The organism is Marinimicrobium sp. C6131 (genome assembly GCF_026153455.1).
Lineage (GTDB): Bacteria > Pseudomonadota > Gammaproteobacteria > Pseudomonadales > Cellvibrionaceae > Marinimicrobium.
On record NZ_CP110629.1, the window covers coordinates 529,528 to 549,984 of the forward strand.

Consider the following 20,457-nt stretch of genomic DNA (forward strand, 5'->3'; position numbering starts at 1 on the left):
CGATGATGACAGGGTGCCGGGCGGCGCTACTGATTCTGGGGCTTGTGCTGCTGGCACCGCTGTCTGCCCAGGAACCACTGGCCGAGCAGGCGGACATCCGCCTTGTGGTGGATATCTCCGGCAGTATGAAGCGCACCGACCCGGACAATCTGCGCCGTCCGGCGCTGTCGTTACTGGTGCGGTTGTTGCCCCCGGGCAGCCAGGCGGGCGTGTGGACCTTCGGGCAGCAGGTCAACGCTCTGGTACCTCACCGTGAAGTTGATGATACCTGGAAATCCCGGGCATTGGAGCGTGTTGGGGAGATCAATTCGGTTGCCCTCTATACTCACATCGGGGCCGCGCTGGAAGGCGCGGCCTACGATCGATCCGAACGCTCGAAGGGCACCGCTCTACGCACCGACATCATTTTACTGACCGATGGCGTGGTGGATGTCAGCCCGGATCCGCAGATCAGCGCCCGTGAGCAGCAGCGGGTGGTAAGGGAACTGGTGCCCGAGTTGCATTCCCTGGGCTACCGGATCCATACCATCGGCCTCTCGGATGAGACCGACGAGGCCCTGTTGCGCGATATGGCGCGCGGCTCAGATGGCCTGTTCAGCAAGGCGCGCAATGCCGAACAGTTGATGGATAGCCTGTTGCAGATTTTCCAGCAGACGGTGCCCGCTGAACGCCTTCCAATAACCGGCGGGCTGTTCCTGATCGATGACAGTATCGAAGAGTTTACCGCTCTGGTTCGAAAGGAGCCTGATCAAGACGCCACCGAACTCATCGCGCCCGATGGCCAACGCTATCATGCTGACGTGGAACGCCCCGAGCTGCACTGGCACAGCACCCCGGATTATGACCTGATAACGGTGACCGATCCGCCACCCGGCCGCTGGGAGATCAACGCGCAGTTGCAACCACACAGTCGACTGACGATCATCAGTAACCTGCAACTGGTGGTTGAGCCGCTGGTGAATAATATCAACGTTGGGGAGCCCATCCCGGTAAACTTCTACCTGCAGGATCAGCGGGGCGTTGTCAGTAACCCGGCCCTGCTGGAACTGTTGACCTTGACACTGGAGCTCAGCGGTACGGTTGAAAGTGAACAGGCCCTGAAGACCTGGCAGGGGCCTCCTCCGGACGACGGCCGTTATGAGCTGGTGCTGCCGGCTCCCCGTCGTCCCGGGGATTATGAATTGCGCCTGACCCTCGATGGCAAGAGCTTTGAGCGACTGTTCACACACCGAATGACCGTCGCCTCCCAGTTTGAGGTCAGTCTGGCCAAGCGGATAGAGAATGAACAAGTGCATTGGGACCTGGTGGTGGATGGCAAAGAGACCATCAACCCCGGGCAAACCGATGTGGTGGCTCATATTCGCCACTCGGCTGGGCACAGTGAAGTGATTTCCCTGGAGGCTGATAGCCCCGGCATCTGGCGCCATACGCTGACTCCTGAGGAGCGCGCCAACTACCGGGTCTCACTGCAGGCGAGTGGCCAGACGGCGGACGGGCGACCGTTTGAAGAACATCTGCCGACCCAGTATTTTTCCTACCCGGAGGAGGGCGACCCCAAGCCCGACCCGCTGGGCGAGGCAATCAGTGCTCTGCGCGAAGACCTGGAGGACAACGAGGCGGCGGCCGAGCGCGCTCGCCAGGGTCGGGACAGTGAACCGCCTCCCTCGACCCTGACGCTGGGTGAGCCCCAGGTTGACGTCGAACCCTCCCCCCCGGACGTGGCGACCAGAGAGGCGCGTAAACCGGCACACCCGGCGCTGTTGGCCGGCAGCCTGATCCTGGCCAACGGCCTGCTTCTGGTACTTGCTTACTTCGGTTATCGCGCCATCATGGGTGGGCGTAAACCCCAGCCACTGGACGATACCGACGATGAGCCGCTGCCCCCTGAAGCGGGTGCTCCTCCCCCCATGCAGCAAATCGAGTCGGAGCTGGACTCGCCTGGCGATTCACCCGACAAACCCGCGCCGACGCAACCGACGCCCAAGCCGGAGTCAGCGGATGACGAAGAGTCGCTTTTCCCGTTGGGTGACGATCAGCTGTTTGACGATAGCAGCGATGACCCGAACGGGCGGTGAAATGTCGCATAGCGCGATGCTATCGATGTGATAAAAGCGTATTTACGCCCCAGCCTTGAAAAGGTGCTGTTCTGCACGCATATATCCAACTAAGCTAATTCAATCGGGGCCCCGTCAGACGGGGCCGCTATTCATCCATTGAGGAGAAAGGTCATGGAAATCGATATCGGTATCAAACAGAGTGATCGCGAACAGATTGCGGAAGGTTTGTCGCGGTTGCTGGCGGACAGTTATACCCTGTATCTGAAGACCCACAATTTCCACTGGAACGTCACCGGCCCGATGTTCCAGACGCTGCACATCATGTTCGAGGAGCACTATACCGAGCTGGCCGAGGCGGTAGACGTGATCGCGGAGCGTATCCGTTCCATCGGTTTCCCCGCACCGGGGACCTATAAGGAATTCATCGAGCTGAGCAGCATCAAAGAGGAGCCGGGTGTTCCGAGCGCGACGGATATGATCAAACGTTCCGTCGAAGGGCACGAAGCGGTGGTCCGCACCGCCCGTTCGCTGTTCCCGGTGGTCGAGTCAGCCAGCGACGAAGCCACCGCCGACCTCCTCACCCAGCGCATCCAACTCCACGAAAAAACCGCCTGGATGCTGCGCAGTCTTCTGGAGTAAAGGTTGAGTTGCATAAAGGTTTGGCGACTTCGCATTGGAATGCTGCGGGTGGGTATACCCTTGTGAGACACGCCGTGAATACATCCCTGTAGGCTCATTACCCGCCTGGACGGCGGGTAATGAGCCTACAGGGATGTATTCACGGCGTGTCTCAAAGTGACCTTACCTCCCGCAGCTGCTGTTCCAGAGTGGTGCGCCAATCAACTTTGTCTCTCCAGCCGCTATGAAGATGCCCCCTGCGATACTGGGGCCCTCTCTGCTATCATGCCGTGCTTAATCATCCGAGCTGGCTATGTCTGAATCCGAAACACCGACCCTCGACCAATTACCCCAACGCCTCGACCTCAGCCGCGTACTGAGTCGGGACCGGTTTCGTCTGTCCAAAGGCTGGCAGGCCATCCAGGAGCGGCTCAAAGCCGGCCAACCGGTGGACAAAGACCAGAGCAAATGGCTGCAACAATGGCAGCGCTCCCAGCAGCGGTTTGAACAGCGCGAACAACACCGGCCACAGACCATCGTCTACCCCGACCTGCCGATCAGCGACAAGCGGGACGAAATCGCCGAACTGATTCGCGATAATCAGGTGGTGGTACTGGCCGGGGAAACCGGCTCGGGGAAAACCACCCAACTGCCCAAAATCTGTCTCGAACTGGGCCGGGGTGTCAGTGGCATGATTGGCCATACCCAGCCCCGGCGGGTGGCGGCGCATACCGTCGCGCAGCGCATTGCCGAAGAACTCCAGTCGCCCCTGGGCGAACTGGTGGGCTACCAGGTTCGGTTTACCGACCAGACCAGCGAACAGAGCCTGGTCAAAGTCATGACCGACGGCATCCTGCTGGCGGAAATTCAGAATGATCGCTTTCTGTCCCGCTACGACACCCTGATTATCGACGAAGCCCACGAGCGCAGTCTCAATATTGACTTCCTGCTCGGATTCCTTAAACAACTGCTGCCCAAACGCCCGGACCTGAAGGTCATCATTACCTCCGCCACCATCGACCTCGAACGCTTTTCCCGGCACTTTGACAATGCGCCGATCATTGAGGTGTCCGGCCGTACCTATCCGGTGGATGTCTGGTACCGGCCACCGCTGGACAGCGAGAGTGAGAGTGACGACAGCTATCAGCCGATACTCGATGCGATCCACGAAATTGAAACTCACGAGCGAAGCGCCGGTAAAGGCGCGCGCGGCGGTGACATACTGGTGTTTCTCAGCGGCGAACGGGAGATTCGGGAAGCGGCGCGCAGCATCCGGCAGGCGGGGTTTCAACACCTGGAAGTGCTGCCTTTTTACGCCCGCCTGAGTATGGCCGAGCAGCAGAAAGTGTTTGCGCCGCACAAAGGGCGACGGGTGGTGCTCGCCACCAATGTGGCAGAGACCTCCATCACCGTGCCCGGCATCCGCTATGTGATCGATCCGGGCTTTGCCCGGCTCAGTCGATACAGCTACCGCACCAAGGTGCAGCGCCTGCCCGTCGAGCCGATTTCCCAGGCCAGCGCCAATCAGCGAAAAGGCCGCTGCGGGCGGGTTGCGGAAGGTATCTGCATCCGCCTGTACAGCGAGGAAGACTTCCTGGCACGACCGGAGTTTACCGATGCGGAAATTCTGCGCACCAATCTCGCGGCGGTGATCCTGCAGATGCTGCAATTGCGCATGGGCGATATACACCGGTTTCCCTTCATTGATCCACCGGACCGGCGTCTGATCAATGACGGGTTCAAATTGTTGGAGGAGTTGCAGGCGGTCAACGGCAAAGGGCGTCTGACCCCGACGGGAAAGCAGCTCACTCGACTGCCACTGGACCCACGACTGTCCAGAATGTTGATAGCGGCCAGTGAACTGGATTGCCTCAGGGAGCTGCTGATCATCACCAGCGCCCTGTCGGTGCAGGATCCCAGGGAGCGACCGGCGGATAAGCAGCAGGCGGCGGACCAGTCCCATCGTCGATTCTGGCACGAGCAATCGGATTTCCTCGGTTTTGTGAATCTGTGGGACTACTTTGAACAGCTGCGTCAGGACCTGTCCCAGAACCAGATGCGCAAGCAGTGCAAGAAAGAGTTTCTGAACTACGTTCGCTGGCGCGAGTGGCGGGATATTCACCACCAACTGAAAGTCAGCCTGCGCGAGCTCAAACTCAAGGAGAATGGCGAGCCGGCGGATTACGAAGCGGTGCACCGAGCGCTGCTGTCCGGCTTGCTGGGGAACCTGGGGTTCAATGTGGAAGATCGCGAGTACCTGGGAGCGCGCAATCGCAAGTTCATGATTTTCCCGGGCTCGTCCCAGTTCAAGAAGACCCCGAAGTGGCTGGTGGCGGCGGAGCTGTTGGAAACCTCCCGACTTTACGCCCACACGGTGGGCAAGATTGACCCCCAGTGGGCGTTGAGTGCGGCCAGACACCTGGTCAAGCGTCATTACTTCGAGCCTCACTACGACTCTAAAAGTGGGCGCGTGAAAGTCTTCGAGAAGGTATCGCTGTACGGGCTGGTACTGGTGGAAAAGCAGCGCGTCGATTTCACCGAACTCGAGCCGACCACCTGTCGCGAAGTGTTTATTCGCTCCGCGTTGGTGGAGGGCCGTTACGCGAAGAAACCGGAACGGGGCGGGCCCGCAAAGTTCTTTGCTCACAACCAGCGTCTGGTCTCCGAGCTGGATGAGTTGGAGGCGAAAAGCCGGCGCCGGGATATTCTGGCCGATGATGAGGCCCTGTATCAGTTTTACGATGAGCGGATTCCCGAGTCGGTGGTCAGCCGCGCCAGTTTTGATCAGTGGCGTAAAACGGCCGAAAAAGACCAGCCCCGGTTGCTGTTTATCGAGCGCGAGCAACTGATGCAGCGCGATGCCGGGGAGGTGACCGAGGCGCAGTTCCCCGACGCATTGACCTGGCGCGGCGTCAGTTTTCCGCTGAAATATCAGTTTGAACCCGGTCACGAGGACGACGGGGTGAACCTGCAGGTGCCGGTCAGCCTGCTGCATCAGGTACCGGAAAAACGCCTCGAGTGGTTGGTGCCCGGACTGTTGCGCGACAAGTGCATCAGTCTGATCAAGGGGTTGCCCAAGCAGTGGCGCAAGCACTTTGTGCCGGTGCCGGATGTGGTGGACCGGGCCTTGGCCGGCATGCAGCCGGACAACACCTCGTTGACCGATGCCCTGGCTCACCAACTCAAGCGTCAGACCCTGGTCGAGGTGCCGACCGAGGCCTGGGACGACACCCGCATTGACGATTTTTACCGGGTCAATATCCAGGTGCTGGACGAGCGGGGGCGCTGTATCGCCCGGGGTCGGGATCTGGCGGTGTTGCGCGAGCGCTATCGGGAGCAGGCCCAGGAGAAGATTCAATCGGCAGCGGTGGGCATCGAGCGCGACCAGCTGACCCAGTGGGACTGGGATACATTGCCGGGGGAGGTGCAGCTCAAGCGCGGCGGTATCCAGTTACGCGCTTACCCGGCGCTGGTGGACAAGCGCGATTCGGTGGCCATCGTGGTGTTGGATGAAGCGGCGGATGCCGCCTATCAGACCCAGCGCGGGCTGGCGCGGCTGATTCTGTTGGAGCTTTCCCAGACCCGAAAGTATTTGCACAAGGAGCTACTGAAAAAAGACGAGCTGGCTCTGTCGGTGGCGGAGATGGGTAAGCGCGATGCGGTGGTTGATGACCTGCTGCTGGCGGCGGTGGCCCAGTGGTTACCGCTGGATGACCTGCCTCGAACCGCACCGGCCTATGAGCGCTGCAAGCAAGTGGTGCGCGAAGGGCTGGTGATACAGGCCCAGGCCCTGGCGGATGTGCTTTCCACCAGTCTGCACTCCCTGGTGAAGATCAAAAAACAGCTCAAGCAGCACCGCACCCAACTGCCACTGGCGTTTACCCTGTCGGACATCCGCACCCAGCTGGCCCACCTGTTTTACCCGGGCATGCTGTATCGCACCCCGGAGGAATGGCTGCGCCAGTACCCACGGTATATGCAGGCGCTGGAAATTCGGCTGGAAAAGGCGCCTCTGGACCCGAACAAGGATCGCCGCCTGGTGGATGAGCTGGCACCCTTCTGGGAGCGTCTGGAGCCTTTCTGGACCGATCGCGACGGTCAGGCCCTGGCGTTGAACGAGGCGCTTCAGGGGTACCGGTGGAGCCTGGAGGAATTCCGGGTGTCGCTCTTTGCCCAGACACTGAAAACGCGCATGCCGGTATCCGCCAAACGTCTGGAGAAGCAGTGGCAGGCGCTGGAAGCGGAGCGTACCTGATCCGGAACGGAAAGGGCGCGCTCGATACCGGCCGGCTCAGGGGGTGAGTCAGGGATTGTGGCGTCGTCCCGGCTGGGTGTTGCTGGACAACCAGTACTCGCTGACCTGCTGCAGCAGGTCGGCAAAACTTTCAAAATCCACGGGTTTACACAGGTAGCTGTTGACGCCCAACTGGTACCCCTGAAGAATGTCCGACTGCTCGTCGGAGGTGGTCAGTATGACGACCGGTGTGTAGCGGTACTCCGGGGTCGAGCGGATCTGTCGAAGCACTTCAAAGCCGCTCATCCGGGGCAGGTCCAGGTCCAGAATCACCAGGCTGGGGGCCCGCTCGGTGGCGCGGTCCGCATGGCGGCCCGTGGCGAAGAGATACTCCAGGGCCTCTTCTCCGTTTCGGACCAGTTGGATGTCGTAGTGACGGCCAACCTGGCCAAAACCGAACAGCGCGAGTTCGGCTTCGTCCGGGTCATCCTCAACTAATAGTATGGTGTCCCTGTTCACGGTCAGTGTTCCTTTCCCACAACGTGAAATAAAAAGTGGCTCCTTCACCCGGGCGGGACTCCGCCCAGATACGTCCACCGTGTCGGGTGATGATACGCTGAACAGTGGCCAGTCCGATACCCACCCCTTCAAATTCTTCCGCCTTGTGCAGTCGGCTGAAGGGGGCAAACAGCCGGTCGGCGTATTGCATGTCGAAACCGTCACCACGGTCGCTGACGAAATAGATGCGTTCGCCGTCTTCCTCCCGAAAGCCAAACGCCAGGTGGGTTTCCGGAAGATGACCGGAATATTTCCAGGCGTTGTCAATAAGGTTACTTAATAACATATCGAACAAATGACTATCAACCGGGGCGCGGACTTCATCCTGGATTTGCGGGTAGACATCACGTTCCGGTTCCCGCTCCCGGTACTGGGCGATCAACCGGTGTACTTTGGCGGACAGGTCGACAATTTCAACATTCAGTTCCCCCTGGGTGGCGCGGGACAGACGCAGGAAGCTGTCGATCATTTCTGACATCTCCCGGGTTCCGGCCGCAATCCGGTCGAGGTAGTGCCGGCCCTGATCGTCTACCTGCTCGTGGTACCGATCATTGAGAATTCGGCGAAAGCCCTCTATGCGCCTCAGTGGAGCCCGGAGGTCATGAGAGACGGAATAGCAGAAACTGGCCAGCTCGGCATTGGCGGCTTCCAGCTCCGCGGTACGCTGGCGCACGCGTTGCTCCAGTACCGAGTTCAGGCGTTTGACTTCCTCCTCGGCCTGACGGCGGGCGATAATGTCCTTGGCTAACGCATTATTGACCTCATGCATATGCTCGTAGGCCTGCCGCAGGTTTTTGCTCAGCGTATTGAACGCGGCAACGACCTGATCCAGTTCATCGGGCTCCGATGGTGGGCGCCGCTCCAGCGCCAGAGGCGGCTGCTGTTGGCTGATTTCAAACCGGCTGACTCGTTCTGAAATGTGCGTCAGATGAGAGGTGATCAGCCGCGAGACGATATAAAGAATAAACAGTGATACCAGAAAGGTTTTCACGCCCTGGCTCAACAAAATGACCACGGCTTTCTGCTGCAGGCGCGCATACACTTCACTCAGTGATGCCTCCACGGTCAACATGCCGATCTGGCGGGGGCCTGAAGCCAGAATGTGGATGATCGGGTAGTGCCGGGTGATGACGTTCTTGCTGTTGCCCTCGCCGCGGCTCAGTTCCAGCGGGTCGGATACGTTGTCCGAGCTTTCCTGCACGGAGACGGACTGGATGTCCGGTAGTTGATGGATCCCCTCGAGCTGCAGGCGAAGCTGCTGTATATCCAGGTTCCACAGACTGGCGCTGATACTGCCCAGGTAGCTGCCCTCGATGTCATCCAGGCGGTTTTTGATGGTGCCGACATCGCGATGGTAATCCGTATACAGCTGTACCAGAGTGGCTGCCAGAGTAATCAAGGAACTGAACAGAATGATCTGCACGAGCAGGCGCTGCCCGATACCCGAACGTTTCAGTTCACGCAGGCTGCTGAGGCCGGGAATCCGTAAGAGCATGAATCGAGATTCCGTTAAAAGTGGTACAGATCGGTGATGTCGTCCAGACGGCCTGTCTGTCTGAGGGTGTCAATGGCGGCATTCAGGGACGGCATTAACGCCAGTTGACTGGATTGCCGTGAACATTGAAAGATCAGGGGAATATCGGTCAGCTTCAAGGGTGGAGCCAACATCTCCGCCAGACCACTTTCGTTGGCCAGGAATTTCAGGGTGGGTATGGCGCCGGCAATGCCGTCCACCCGCTGACGATCAAGTTTGCGCAGGGCGATCAGGTAGTCAGTGTCATAGACTTTGTTGATGTTTTCGTCCTGATCGAACTCCGGGGAAATGGCAGAGCCTCGCAGGAGTGAGATGGTCTGCCCATGGAGGTCATCGTAGTGATCAATCGGATTGTCTTTGTGGGACAGAACCCCGACGTCATGATCAGCTACCAGTTCCCCGTGGATCACAATGGACTCATCGCGAGGAACCAGAATGGTGCAGTCATGAGTCCCGGCCTCGAGCTCCCGATCGACACGGGCGAAAGGCGTCAGTGTCGTCTCAATGGCCAACCCGGTGAGCTCGGACAGCGCTTCCACAATAGCCACGAACGCCCCCTCCTGTTGACCGGTTTCGGGGTTGTAGGATGCCCAGGGTGCGACATCAATCGTGATGAACTTCAATGGAGGCTCGGAAGTCTCCGCCGACGAGGTCGGGTCGGCGGCTGACGGCAGCGTCAGAACGGATGCCGCACTGCTCATCAAAAGGAGCAGAGTCCGGAAAAATGTACGAAACAATGGCGTTGTTTTCACCAGAAACCTCATTTACACGTTGTTTGTGGACGGGTTTGTCTGAAAGTTGTCACTTCTTGCGGGTCTTTCTGTTGACAAGTCTGAAAACGTCATATTTTTGACTAATTATTGATCATCTTGCTGGTTTTGTGGCCAGGTCGGCGGACAAGTCCGACTGAATCCTAGCACAGCCCGTCAAACCCACGCGGATGTTTTGTGTGAATTTTCTGTAAGCGAACACAAAAATAGTCGTTGAAACAACGACTTACCCACGATTCGGTGCTCTGTCAAAATTTCCGACTTGAAAAAGTGGCCTGTGCCGTACAGAAAAGGTCGCTTTTTTGCACTGAGCTATTTGATGCCACACCAACCGGTGGGCACAGTCTGTTTAAATAGCTGAGGTGAATATTATGAAACAACGTATTGTTCTTGTCGTCGGTGACAAGTTTTCTGCGTATGTCCACGGCAAAGATGCCATAACGTACTCCAATCTGCGTGGGCTGTTGAGCCTCTCCATCCCGCTGGTGCCTGGACAGGGGCGGACGGTGCTGGTCCCCGGTCAGGGCCTGAGTGATGCCAATGTCAGACAGTTGCTTGAGGAAGCCGCGCAATCGCCAAACCTGAGTCAATTCGACTTCACTCTCTGGCACAGCCTTCCGGCTCGCGCTCCGGCCAGTCTGACCCACAAGCATCGTCCTGAAAATACCCTGATCTCCGTTCCGGTGCGGCAGACGGTGGACACCTTCACCATGCATCTGCTGATCGATGAGCAATGCGAGCTGATGCAGGATCACCAAAGCGGTCAACATGTGCAGGGTATGATCCTGATAGAAGCGGCTCGCCAGGGGATGCTGGCTGTGGTTGAGCAGTACTTCCTGCCCGACAACGAAGTCGATTATGCCTTTGTCCTGAACGACATGTCTGTCAAGTACAACAATTTCGCCTTTCCTGTGTCGGCGACCATTGAGTGTCGAATTCTGGAGCAGAGCACGGATAACCCGCGAAAATTGAGCTTTGTGACCGAGGCAGTGGTGCAGCAGTGTGGAATGGACGTCTCCTCGCTGACCTTTACGTTTGCCGCGATGGATAAAGCCCGGATTGGCAAGCGCGAGGCGACGATGGCGGCCAAGGCGCAACAGGCGCATCTGGCGTTTGTGGACGGTCAGCTCCAGGCGCAGAGTGCAGCAGCTGCCTATGCCGAGATGTTGCAGCGCGTCGATAACTTCTGAGTCGCAGGGAGGTGTTTTCATGACGGCATTACCGACATTGACACAAGAGTATGTGTTTTTTGATGTTGACGACACGCTGATCTCGATCAAAAGCATGCTCAGCTTTCAGACCTTCTGGTATCAGCGAACCGGTGACGATGAAGGGCAGCGGGCTTACGAACAGGACCTGCGCCAGCACTTGCACCCCGGAGCCTCCTGGGAGTTTCTGAACCGCCTGTATTACCGCCATTTCAAGGGCCGGTGTCCTCAAGAGGTCCGTGCCATGGGGAGGGCCTGGTTTGATGAAATGCGCCACGGCCAGGCGCCGTTTTATCACCCCCGTCCATTGGCCGAACTGCGCGCCCATCAGCGGGCGGGGCGAGAAGTGGTGTTTGTGTCAGGTTCTTTTCCGGCACTGCTTGAGCCGATTGCGCAGGAGTTACAGGTGCAGCATCTGCTGTCGACCCGCCTGGCGGTCCATCAGGGGCGCTATACCGGTGAAATTCTCCCGCCCCAGACCATCGGCTCTGGCAAGGTGGAGGCGCTGACACAGTTCCTGGAAGCTCAGGGCGCTGTGCCTGAACACTGTTTTGCCTATGGCGATGATGTGTCGGACTTCCCGATGCTCAGTGCCGTCGGTCAGCCGACGGTGGTCAGTGGTGGACGGGAGTTGGAGGCGAAAGCGAGAGCGATGGGTTGGCGGGTGATTGCCCCTGCCTGAGGCGCTGGTTGAAATAACAATTCAGCATTCTCTTGAGAGTGAACCTTTGACTCCCGCAGCAACCCCTGCGGGAGTTCTTTTATCCGTCGGGCTGATTTTCTGAAAACGACGGCTGTTCCTGAACCGCTTTTTCGAGCAGCGGACGAAGCTGCTCCAACGGCAGTGGATGACTGAACAGATAGCCCTGCCCCTGATCGCAGCCATGAGCTTTCAGAAACTGACGCTCAAGATCCGATTCAATCCCCTCCGCCACAATCTCCATACCCAGGCCGTGTCCCATGGTGATGATGGTATCAATCAGCCGGGCCGTGTGGGTATTGATCCCGATGTTGCAGACAAAACTGCGATCAATTTTCAGCGTGTTGAACGGGTAGTTCTGAAGGTAGCCCAATGAAGAGTACCCGGTTCCAAAGTCGTCAATTGACAGTCGCACGCCCATGTCACAAAGACGCTGGATGTTTTCCTGCGTAGAGTCGGAATTATCCACCAGCATTCGCTCGGTGATTTCCAGCTCCAGCTGTGAGGGCGTGACACCGTTGGCGGTCAGTTGTTCGGCAACGTATTGATGGAACCCGGGCATCTGCAATTGCTGGGAGGAGATATTCAGAGCCAGGCGCATGGTTTCGTTGCTATCCGAAAGCCAGGGCGCCATCGTCCGTAGGGCACTGCGCAGAACCCAGTTGTCGATCGCGTGGATCATTCCGATCTCTTCCGCCAGTGGAATAAACCGGTAGGGTCCCCAGAGGCTGCCGTCGGGCTGGCGCCAGCGGACCAGGGCCTCGACGCCGGTGACAAAGTTTCCCTCGAGTGAATAGATGGGCTGGTAGTGCAGGGTCAGCTCACCCTTTTCCAGAACCCGCCTCAGTCGTCCCTCGAGCTCCAACCGTTCAATCAATTGCTGATTGATCTCTTCGGTGAAGAAGTGATATTGGTTGCGCCCCAGGTCCTTCGCCTTGTACATCGCCAAGTCGGCATTGCGCAGAACCAGGTGGGGATTTTTTCCGTCTTCGGGGTAGAGCGCAATACCGATACTCGCAGTGACACGGTACTGCTTTCCGATGATCGTGAAGGGGCGCTCAAACTGCTCGATGATCTGCTCGGCCACTTTCTGGGCTTCGCGGGCGGAATCGACTTTGGGCATGATCACCACAAACTCGTCGCCGCCCATCCGTACCAGCGTGTCGCCGCCGCGGATGCAACCGCTGAGGCGCCCGGCGGACTCTTTCAGAAGGTTGTCGCCAATACTGTGTCCAAGACTGTCGTTCACATTCTTGAAGTGATCAAGGTCAATGACCAGCAGGGCACACTTGTGATCATCCCGCTGGGCCGCCTCCAGGGCGACGCTCATCCGGTCGATCATCAGCACCCGATTGGCCAGCCCGGTCAGTTGGTCGTAGTGCGCCTGGCGCAACAGTTGTTCTTCATAGCTGCGCCGGACGGTCACATCTTCCTTGATGACGACGTAGTGGGTGATCCGGTCATCGGTATCGGTCAGGGGGGAGACGCTGACCTGCTCCCACAGCAGTTGCCCGTCCCGGCGGGCGCTGCAGAACTCGCCACTCCATTCCCGGCCACCGCTGACCGTCGACCACAGCTCGGATAAAGCCTGGGCGCTGTCCTGGTCGACCATGGAGAAACCCAGTTCGCGTCCGGTGGCTTCCTCGGCGGAATAGCCGGTCAGTTCCTCGAACCGGGGGTTCACATACTCGATGTTGCCGCTGGGGTCAGTGATGACGACGGAAACCGGGCTTTGTTCAACCGCCCGCGACAGCACTCTGACCCGATCTTCGGCCTTGCGCCGTTTGACGCGAATTTCCGCTTCCCGAAGTTCCCGCTCGACAGCGGGCAGCAGGCGTGCGAGCGCATGTTTGTCCATGAAGTCGTGGGCACCCTGCTTGAGCAGGTTGACGGTGTCTTCGGCTTGCACGGCGCCTGACATGATGATGAAGGGGATGTCCTGTCCGCTTCGCTTCAGAGCGGCCAGCGCATCCTCGGCGCTGAAGCGCGGCAGGCGATAGTCGCAGATGATCAGGTCCCAGGGTTGCTCTAGCGCCGCTTCCAGGTCCGGCGCCGTTTCGACCCGATGGCCGTGAGGATCAAATCCGCCCCGAACCAGCTCGGCGGTGGTGAGCTCGGCGTCTGCTTCGGAGTCTTCAATAAACAATACTTTCAGCGATGTGGCCATGAATAATCCGTAAGTGCCGACGGAAATTGGTATTTTACAGGCATCTGGGCTATTTCAAGAGGAGACCTCAGGAGAACAGCCGCACAATCGTTGATGCGTCAGTGGTCGGAACGCCAAACGCGGCCCGACAGTAATTACTGTAGTCGGTTCGCCGGGAAAAAGCGAAGCCCGGTGGTGCCGGCCCGGTTCGGACGGGTGCGGCGCGCATTGAATTACAGGGTGTCATAAAAATGTCATTTTTACGACATAAAATATTCACTTAACGGACATCAGATCGACACCAAAGTGACATATTTGAGCCGGTTTTCGGTAGAATAGCCCGGTTTTCAAATGACGTGGTAGTGACTCTGGTTGTCTTTACAGCCTATTTAAACACCCGACTGCAAGTTAGGAGTCTTCAATACCCACAAGCAAACTGAAAGGAAAAAACCACTATGAGCAAGAAATATTTGGGCTTGGCTTTGGCGATTTCTGCAGCTTCCGCCGCACAGGCCGGAACTGTTACGACCAGCGGCAAAGACCTTGTGATCGATACCGAGAGCGGTATCAAGGTGAAAACGTCGGATAAGTCAGCGTCTTTTCAGCTCGGCGGGCGCCTTCAATGGGATTACGACGCCACGCAGTCTGACGACAACGGTGTTGACACTACCAATTTCGACGTGCGCCGGGCACGCCTCTACGCCGAGGGCCACTTTGGCGACTGGGCGTACAAAACCCAGTTCAACGTGGCTGAGAGTGATGGCGCCGACGGCGGGACCGCTGAGGACCTGTACATTCGCTACCTGGGATTTGGCTCAGCTGCAACCGTGACTATTGGTAAGCAGAGAGAGCCATTCGGCCTGGAACAATTAACGAGTTCAAAAGACATCTCGGCCCTTGAGCGATCCGCCATGACCGAGCGTTATGCCCCCGATCGCAGCGGCGGCATCCAGCTCAGTGGCAAAGGCGACAACTGGACCTACGGTATCGGCTACTTCGAGGCAGACGGCAATGGCGACGACGACTTCAATAACACGGCAGTAACCGCACGGGGCACGGTTGCACCGATTCAAACGAACAATATGGTTGTTCATCTTGGTGCGGGTTATACCACGCGTGATGCCGACACTCAGGCCGATGAGGTCGATACGTTTAATCTGGAGCTCGCCGGCGCTTCCGGGCCCTTCCATGCCCAGGCCGAATATTTCGATTCCGAGGAAGGCCAGGTGGATGTTGATGGCTATTACGTACAGCTTGGCTGGATCATCACCGGCGAAAGCCGTCCTTACAAAGCCGGAGTATTCAAGCGGGTAAAACCGGCATCACCCAAAGGGGCCTGGGAAGTTGTTGCCCGCTTTGAGGATGGTGACGGAAAATACAGTGATGTGGGGCTGGCCACGACCGACGGTAAGCAAACAACACTGGGCGTTAACTATTACGCCAACAAGAATGTTCGACTTGGAATGAGCTACATGGATGGCGAAGAAGCCAATGGCGCTAGCGGAGATGAAGTGCGTGCGAGGTTACAATATGCATTTTGACCGCATGGGAGAGTGCTTGGTTGAGCTCACCACTTGATAGGGCACTGGTACGGGAAACATTGTCCTGAATCCGTGAAGCCGGCGCCGACACTTTCCCTATCACCGCCAGCGAGCACTTTTTGATCATTCGCCCCGTGCAAGTTGGCTTTCGCAAGCCCGTTATTGCCAAAACCCACCGTGCTGATCGGTGCTGACGGCCCGTTTTGTCATGCCTTTCCACCCGCCAGGCACGACATATCTGGCGATCGCGTGTCGCTTGGAACTGCTTGTGGATAGAGTGTCGCCGATTGACGGTCAGCATGGCGTTCCTCGTGGATAACGCAGTCGGCTCCGCAGCGTCTTGAGCACCGTCATGCGCCCGATATCCTGCCCGAAGTCGAGGATGATCTGCCGTGCCTTGTGAATCACGAGAGCCGCACGGTGCACCAGCTCTTGTAGCACGGTGCGCAGCCGGCGCCGCTTGGCCGGGTGGCGAACCGGGCTCAGCTCGCCGGTCATGCCCAGCTGTCCCATCAGGCGCAGGATGTTGTAGGCCAACTGGGCGAGATGCAGGATCAGATCGTTGGTGGCGAACTTGCCGGACGGCAAGCGCTCCAGGTCGAGATCGGTCTTGATCTCGCTGTGAAACTGCTCATGGGTGGCATGCGCCTGGTAGCGCTTGATCACCGCCTCCGGCGCCTCGTCCAGGCTGGTCCACCAGCCTTCCAACTCATAGTCCGGTTCGAGCAGCAACTGGCCATCGCGATCGGCGGTGCGCTCGACCAGGCGCATCACGCGTTGGACGACGTATTCGGTCTTGTTGTCGTCGTGGATCGAGACGGTCTGCGGCCACAGCGCCTGGCTGTCGAAGCCGCTGTCCTCGCGTAACAGGATCGGTTGCTTGGTCAAGCATTGGGCGCGAGGCAGTACCCGCTCCAGGAAGGCGTTGCTCTCCTTCATGGTGTGCTGCTTGCCAGGCCGCAGTTCCAGACCCAGGCACCACCCTTCGTTGCCCAGATAGGCGGCGATCGGGGTGTAGCCATCGACCTTCTGGTAGGTCCGCGAGACGCCTTCCTTCTTCGAGTTGCTGTTGTCCATGACGAGGGTGTCGATGTCCAGGCAGACGTGCGTCGTCTCGGCGGTGATCGGTGCTTCGATCAGTGACAGCAGGGTCGTGGACCAGGTGGCGGTGCGCGCCTGCAGGTCGTTGGCGGCAAGTTTTTCCAGCCGCTGTCGCAGCGTCGCCGCGCTCGGCACCTTCTGCAGGGTCAGCAGTTGTTGGAAGGGCTTGTCGCGGCGGAAGTTCTCGACAGCGTCATAGTCGCTCATGCCCAGACACAGCAGGCCCAGGTAGCTCTTGATCACGTCACTGGTGCGCATGCCCAGCGTGGTGGGGAAGCGGCTGTCGATGCTGTCGACGCCAGCGATCTCGAAGCATTGCCCGATGATGGACAGCCCGGCGTGGCTGGTGAGGGTGCGGCAACTGGCGCGGAACTTTATGTTGGGCATGGCACTGTCTGGGTGAATGGCGATAATGGCTATATTGCCATGCAGGTCAGTGGGTTAGAAGTGCTTCCGGGGGCCGGTCTCACGGATTCAGGGCTACTATAAGGTCAATAGAGTAAAGAATCCGTTGGGGAGGAGGCTGATGCGCATTGGTCAGTTGGCGCAGTTGGTAGGGGTCGAAACACAGACGATCCGCTTCTATGAACAGCAGGGCTTGTTGCCGCCGCCTGATCGGCAGGACAACGGTTACCGTGTCTATACCGAGAAGCATGGTGAGGGGCTGGCCTTCATCCGTCGCTGCAGAATCCTGGGCCTGTCACTGGCTGAGATTCACGAACTACAGAGCTATCAGGACGACCCTCATCAGCCTTGTACCGCCGTCAACGCCTTGCTCGATGATCACATCTCTCATGTGCGGTCGCAGATAACCGCTCTGCAAGCGCTTGAGAAACAACTCGTTTCACTGAGAGCGAGTTGCAACGATGACCGGGAGGTTGAGGCGTGTGGGATTCTTGCTGGAATTAGCGAAGGAAACATGCACCAGCAGTAGGTGAAGCATCAACCAGATAATCCGATGAGATGCCGGTCTGTCTCACTCTCATGCAAAGGTAAGATCAACCATTTAATCCGCTTACCCCAATATCCATGTGGGCGCCCTGTTCGAAACCTATGAAGACGCCACCACCGATGAAGATGGTGCCTTCGTCTCCGTTCTGTGGGAGGCCACCGATGTCTGGTCTTTCAAAGCGCAGGCTGGCAGCTCCGACATCAATGAAGGTGGCGGTGAGGCCATCAGCCTGGGTGCGGACTACAAGCTGACCGACAAGACCAAGCTGTACGGTTACTACACCAACGAGACCAGTGATCTGATCGACAATGGTGTCGACCGTGACGATCAGTATCTGGGCGTGGGCATGAGTCTGTCGTTCTGATCATTTTGTATGACCAAGCCCCGACGCCTGTGGGCGTCGGGGCTAACACTTTTTTACAGATCAATGTTAGCATCTGCCGGTACACTGACGTCTTGGAGGCGTTGACCGCTGCCGTATAAGGATCATGCACCCGGCCCTCCCGCACGACACCACATCACAGCCTTCGATGCGTTCGAAGCAGCCGACAGAGGTAGCTTGTAGTGATTGACACCCGCCGTGTGGCCCTGAGATGGATCAAGGTTCCCGCCGTGCTTTTGTTGCTCAGCCTGTCCGGGCTGGCGCTGGGCGCCGATGAGTTTGAGGATCCTTGGGAGGACTTCAACCGTCGTATTCACGCCTTCAATATGACCGCCGACCGCTTTGTGCTCAAGCCGGTCACCCGTGGCTATCGTTTCATTACCCCGGAGTTTGTCCAGGCCGGGGTCCGTAATGCGTTCAACAACGTGCTGGAGGTGCCCAGCGCGCTCAACGGAGTGCTTCAGGGCAAGCCCGGGTCGGCACTGCACGATTCGGGTCGTTTCCTGATCAACAGCACCGTGGGTGTGGGCGGGCTGTTTGACGTGGCCAAGCACGTGGGACTGGAGAATGGCGATCATGAGGATTTCGGGCAGACGCTGGCGGTCTGGGGGTTTGACCGGGGCCCTTATCTGGTGTTGCCGATTCTGGGGTCAAGTACCGTCCGCGACACCCTGGCCCTGCCGGTGGACTGGCTTTCCGATCCGCTGTTCTATATAGACCATACTCGTACCCGCAACAGTACCGTCGCCCTGTACTATATCAATAAGCGCTCGGAGCTGATGGAGTTGGAGAAGCACCTCACGGGGGACCATTACATTTTCATTCGCGACGCCTATCTGCAGCGCCGGGATTATCTGGTCAATGACGGCGAAGTGGAGGATGATTTCGGCTCGGATATGGATATGTCCGAATACGGCGACTTTGGGGAAGAGGGTGGCGACCCTTTCTAGAGGCATCGTCACCCGGTCTGGTACCGTCCGGGTTGGATCAGTGGAGGATTTCCAGAATTTCCAGCCCGACCCGGTGTATCTTTCCATGGGTTTCCGTCCGCACAACATGGGTTTTGGCTTTCAGGGTGGGGGCCTGACCGTGTTCAGAGGATATGGTCACTTCCAGTTCGGTACCGGGCTCCAGATAGTGCTCGGTGGCCAGCTGCATGCCTCCACCGCTCAGTTCGTGGCAAAGCCCTTCTGCCGCCACCCCCTCGCCGCTGATTTGCGCCCTGAGTGGGGTATCGATCTTCATGCGGATGAAATCCCGCTTCTCCTGATGCGCTCTGTCGACGGTCATGTCTGGCCCTCCGGATGGGTTTGACGTCAGTGGGCTAACCGGCTGTCGACCGGTTTCCTCGCTTAAACTTAGTCTAAAAAACGCACTTTGAACAGCTTGCGCCTGCCCGGAGAAGGGAGTAGTGTATTGCGCCTTATGCAACCCACGACTTTTCCGGCACCCGGACCGACAAAGAGATGACCGACGCGAGCAGAAAACTGCTGATCATCGACGACGACGCGCCGGTCCGCCAGAGTATAGTGGCCTACCTCGAAGACAGCGGGTTTGAGGTGCTGGAAGCGACCGACGGCCCTTCCGGGCTCGCGGTCTTTCGGGAGCAAAAGCCGGAACTGGTCATCACTGACCTCAGAATGCCGGGCCTGGATGGCCTTCAGGTGCTTCAGGCCCTGCATGAAGACGCTCCGGATCTGCCAGTGATTGTGGTCTCGGGCGCTGGGGTCATGGGGGATGTGGTCTCGGCCCTTCGACTCGGTGCCAGTGACTACCTGATCAAACCCATCGTTGATATGGAAATGCTGGTGCACTCGGTGCGCCGGGCGCTGGAACGTTGCGACCTGTTGGTTCAGAATCAGCGCTACCGGGACAAACTGGAATTTGCCAACCGCGGACTGCGAGAGAATCTTCGGGTACTGGAGCGCGATCAGCAGGCGGGGCGCCAGGTCCAGCAGCGGTTGCTGCCGGTTCCTCTGGATACCCCGGAGGGCTATCACGTAGCCCACCACATCGCGCCATCGCTCTATCTGAGTGGGGATTTTGTAGACTACGCCTACCTCAAGCAGCGTTATCTGGCGTTTTATCTGGCAGATGTGTCCGGTCATGGCGCGTCCTCGGCTTTTGTGACCATCTGGCTGAAACATCTGGTCAGCCGTATGGTGCGCGAGGAAGGGCTGTTCTGCGATGCCCAATCTTTTGAAGATGGCGCGAATACCATGCTTCAGCAGATCAACCGGGAGTTGAATGAAACCCGGCTGAACCATCATTTGACCTTTTTTGTCGGAGTCATTGATACTCAGACACAGGAAATGCGCTATGTTGTGGCGGGTCACCTGCCCATGCCTATTCTGATCACTCCGGAAGGGGCCGGGTTTCTGGCCGGGAACGGCAAACCTGTGGGGATCTTTGCCCACCCGGATTGGGAGATTTACCAGGTGCAACTGCCGGCGCAATTTTCTCTGGTCTGCTTCTCTGATGGGGTGCTGGAAGTATTGCCGCCGAGAGTGCTGAAAGAGAAGGAGGAGCTGTTGTTGGAAACCGTGCGAGATCACGGCGACAGTCTCGAGTCCGTGTGTTCGGCGCTGGGTATTGAAGATGTCAGCGAAACGCCTGACGACATCGCGATTATGACGGTTATCAAGAGGTAATTAGG

The 20,457-nt window shown here is 58.2% G+C and carries 16 protein-coding genes; 10 read left to right on the top strand and 6 right to left on the bottom strand.

The features are described from left to right. Nucleotides 1–2: 2 nt before the first annotated feature. The 3 genes from OOT55_RS02265 (at nt 3) to hrpA (ending at nt 6,930) form a co-directional block, all read left to right on the top strand. A complete protein-coding gene (locus tag OOT55_RS02265; RefSeq protein ID WP_265367543.1) occupies nt 3–2,075 on the top strand; it encodes a VWA domain-containing protein in 2,073 nt (690 codons plus the stop codon). Between the two features lie 153 nt (nt 2,076–2,228). Continuing rightward, nucleotides 2,229–2,696, top strand: a complete 468-nt coding sequence (locus OOT55_RS02270) for a Dps family protein (RefSeq protein WP_265367544.1) — start codon at nt 2,229–2,231, stop codon at nt 2,694–2,696. Between the two features lie 292 nt (nt 2,697–2,988). Continuing rightward, on the top strand, nt 2,989–6,930 hold the full coding sequence (gene hrpA / locus OOT55_RS02275) for an ATP-dependent RNA helicase HrpA (protein WP_265367545.1): 3,942 nt from the start codon (nt 2,989–2,991) through the stop codon (nt 6,928–6,930). Nucleotides 6,931–6,978: 48 nt separating this feature from the next. Here the strand turns inward: hrpA and OOT55_RS02280 are convergent, their stop codons facing one another. Genes OOT55_RS02280 through OOT55_RS02290 form a run of 3 tightly spaced genes read right to left on the bottom strand, consistent with a single transcriptional unit; the run spans nt 6,979 to nt 9,702 of the window. Continuing rightward, nucleotides 6,979–7,428, bottom strand: a complete 450-nt coding sequence (locus OOT55_RS02280) for a response regulator (protein WP_265367546.1) — start codon at nt 7,426–7,428, stop codon at nt 6,979–6,981. After that, entirely contained in the window at nt 7,400–8,962 is a 1,563-nt protein-coding gene (locus OOT55_RS02285) for a sensor histidine kinase (RefSeq protein ID WP_265367547.1), read from the bottom strand. The genes OOT55_RS02280 and OOT55_RS02285 overlap by 29 nt, the downstream gene beginning before the upstream one ends. A gap of 14 nt (nt 8,963–8,976) precedes the next feature. After that, the gene (locus tag OOT55_RS02290) at nt 8,977–9,702 is read right to left on the bottom strand and encodes a substrate-binding periplasmic protein (protein WP_265367548.1); all 726 of its coding nucleotides are present in this window, start codon (nt 9,700–9,702) and stop codon (nt 8,977–8,979) included. Between the two features lie 440 nt (nt 9,703–10,142). Between OOT55_RS02290 and OOT55_RS02295 the strand changes: the two genes are divergently transcribed. Together OOT55_RS02295 and OOT55_RS02300 are read left to right on the top strand one after the other, a co-directional pair. After that, nucleotides 10,143–10,961 carry an AfsA-related hotdog domain-containing protein gene (locus OOT55_RS02295; RefSeq protein ID WP_265367549.1) on the top strand — a complete coding sequence of 273 codons (819 nt, stop codon included), beginning with the start codon at nt 10,143–10,145 and terminating at the stop codon, nt 10,959–10,961. A gap of 19 nt (nt 10,962–10,980) precedes the next feature. Then, nucleotides 10,981–11,661, top strand: a complete 681-nt coding sequence (locus tag OOT55_RS02300) for an HAD family hydrolase (RefSeq protein WP_265367550.1) — start codon at nt 10,981–10,983, stop codon at nt 11,659–11,661. A gap of 79 nt (nt 11,662–11,740) precedes the next feature. On the opposite strand, the gene OOT55_RS02305 is transcribed toward OOT55_RS02300, so the two are convergent. Continuing rightward, nucleotides 11,741–13,846 (bottom strand): putative bifunctional diguanylate cyclase/phosphodiesterase, encoded by a 2,106-nt coding sequence (locus OOT55_RS02305; protein WP_265367551.1) that lies wholly within the window; start codon nt 13,844–13,846, stop codon nt 11,741–11,743. Between the two features lie 434 nt (nt 13,847–14,280). On the opposite strand from OOT55_RS02305, the gene OOT55_RS02310 reads away from it, so the two are divergent. Next, nucleotides 14,281–15,366, top strand: a complete 1,086-nt coding sequence (locus OOT55_RS02310; RefSeq protein WP_265367552.1) for an OprO/OprP family phosphate-selective porin — start codon at nt 14,281–14,283, stop codon at nt 15,364–15,366. Nucleotides 15,367–15,660: 294 nt separating this feature from the next. Here OOT55_RS02310 and OOT55_RS02315 read toward each other — a convergent pair whose 3' ends face one another. Then, nucleotides 15,661–16,854, bottom strand: a complete 1,194-nt coding sequence (locus tag OOT55_RS02315) for a transposase (RefSeq protein ID WP_265367553.1) — start codon at nt 16,852–16,854, stop codon at nt 15,661–15,663. Nucleotides 16,855–16,993: 139 nt separating this feature from the next. On the opposite strand from OOT55_RS02315, the gene cadR reads away from it, so the two are divergent. From cadR to OOT55_RS02330, 3 genes are all read left to right on the top strand, one after another. Continuing rightward, complete coding sequence (cadR, locus tag OOT55_RS02320) at nt 16,994–17,401, top strand: Cd(II)/Pb(II)-responsive transcriptional regulator (protein ID WP_074210454.1); 408 nt, start codon at nt 16,994–16,996, stop codon at nt 17,399–17,401. 97 nt (nt 17,402–17,498) lie between these two features. Beyond that, the gene (locus tag OOT55_RS02325) at nt 17,499–17,783 is read left to right on the top strand and encodes a hypothetical protein (RefSeq protein WP_265367554.1); all 285 of its coding nucleotides are present in this window, start codon (nt 17,499–17,501) and stop codon (nt 17,781–17,783) included. A gap of 200 nt (nt 17,784–17,983) precedes the next feature. After that, nucleotides 17,984–18,751, top strand: a complete 768-nt coding sequence (locus OOT55_RS02330) for a VacJ family lipoprotein (RefSeq protein ID WP_265367555.1) — start codon at nt 17,984–17,986, stop codon at nt 18,749–18,751. 37 nt (nt 18,752–18,788) lie between these two features. Here OOT55_RS02330 and OOT55_RS02335 read toward each other — a convergent pair whose 3' ends face one another. Next, on the bottom strand, nt 18,789–19,091 hold the full coding sequence (locus OOT55_RS02335) for a PilZ domain-containing protein (RefSeq protein WP_265367556.1): 303 nt from the start codon (nt 19,089–19,091) through the stop codon (nt 18,789–18,791). 176 nt (nt 19,092–19,267) lie between these two features. Here OOT55_RS02335 and OOT55_RS02340 point away from each other — a divergent pair, with 176 nt between their 5' ends. Beyond that, on the top strand, nt 19,268–20,452 hold the full coding sequence (locus tag OOT55_RS02340) for a SpoIIE family protein phosphatase (RefSeq protein WP_265367557.1): 1,185 nt from the start codon (nt 19,268–19,270) through the stop codon (nt 20,450–20,452). Nucleotides 20,453–20,457: the final 5 nt, after the last annotated feature.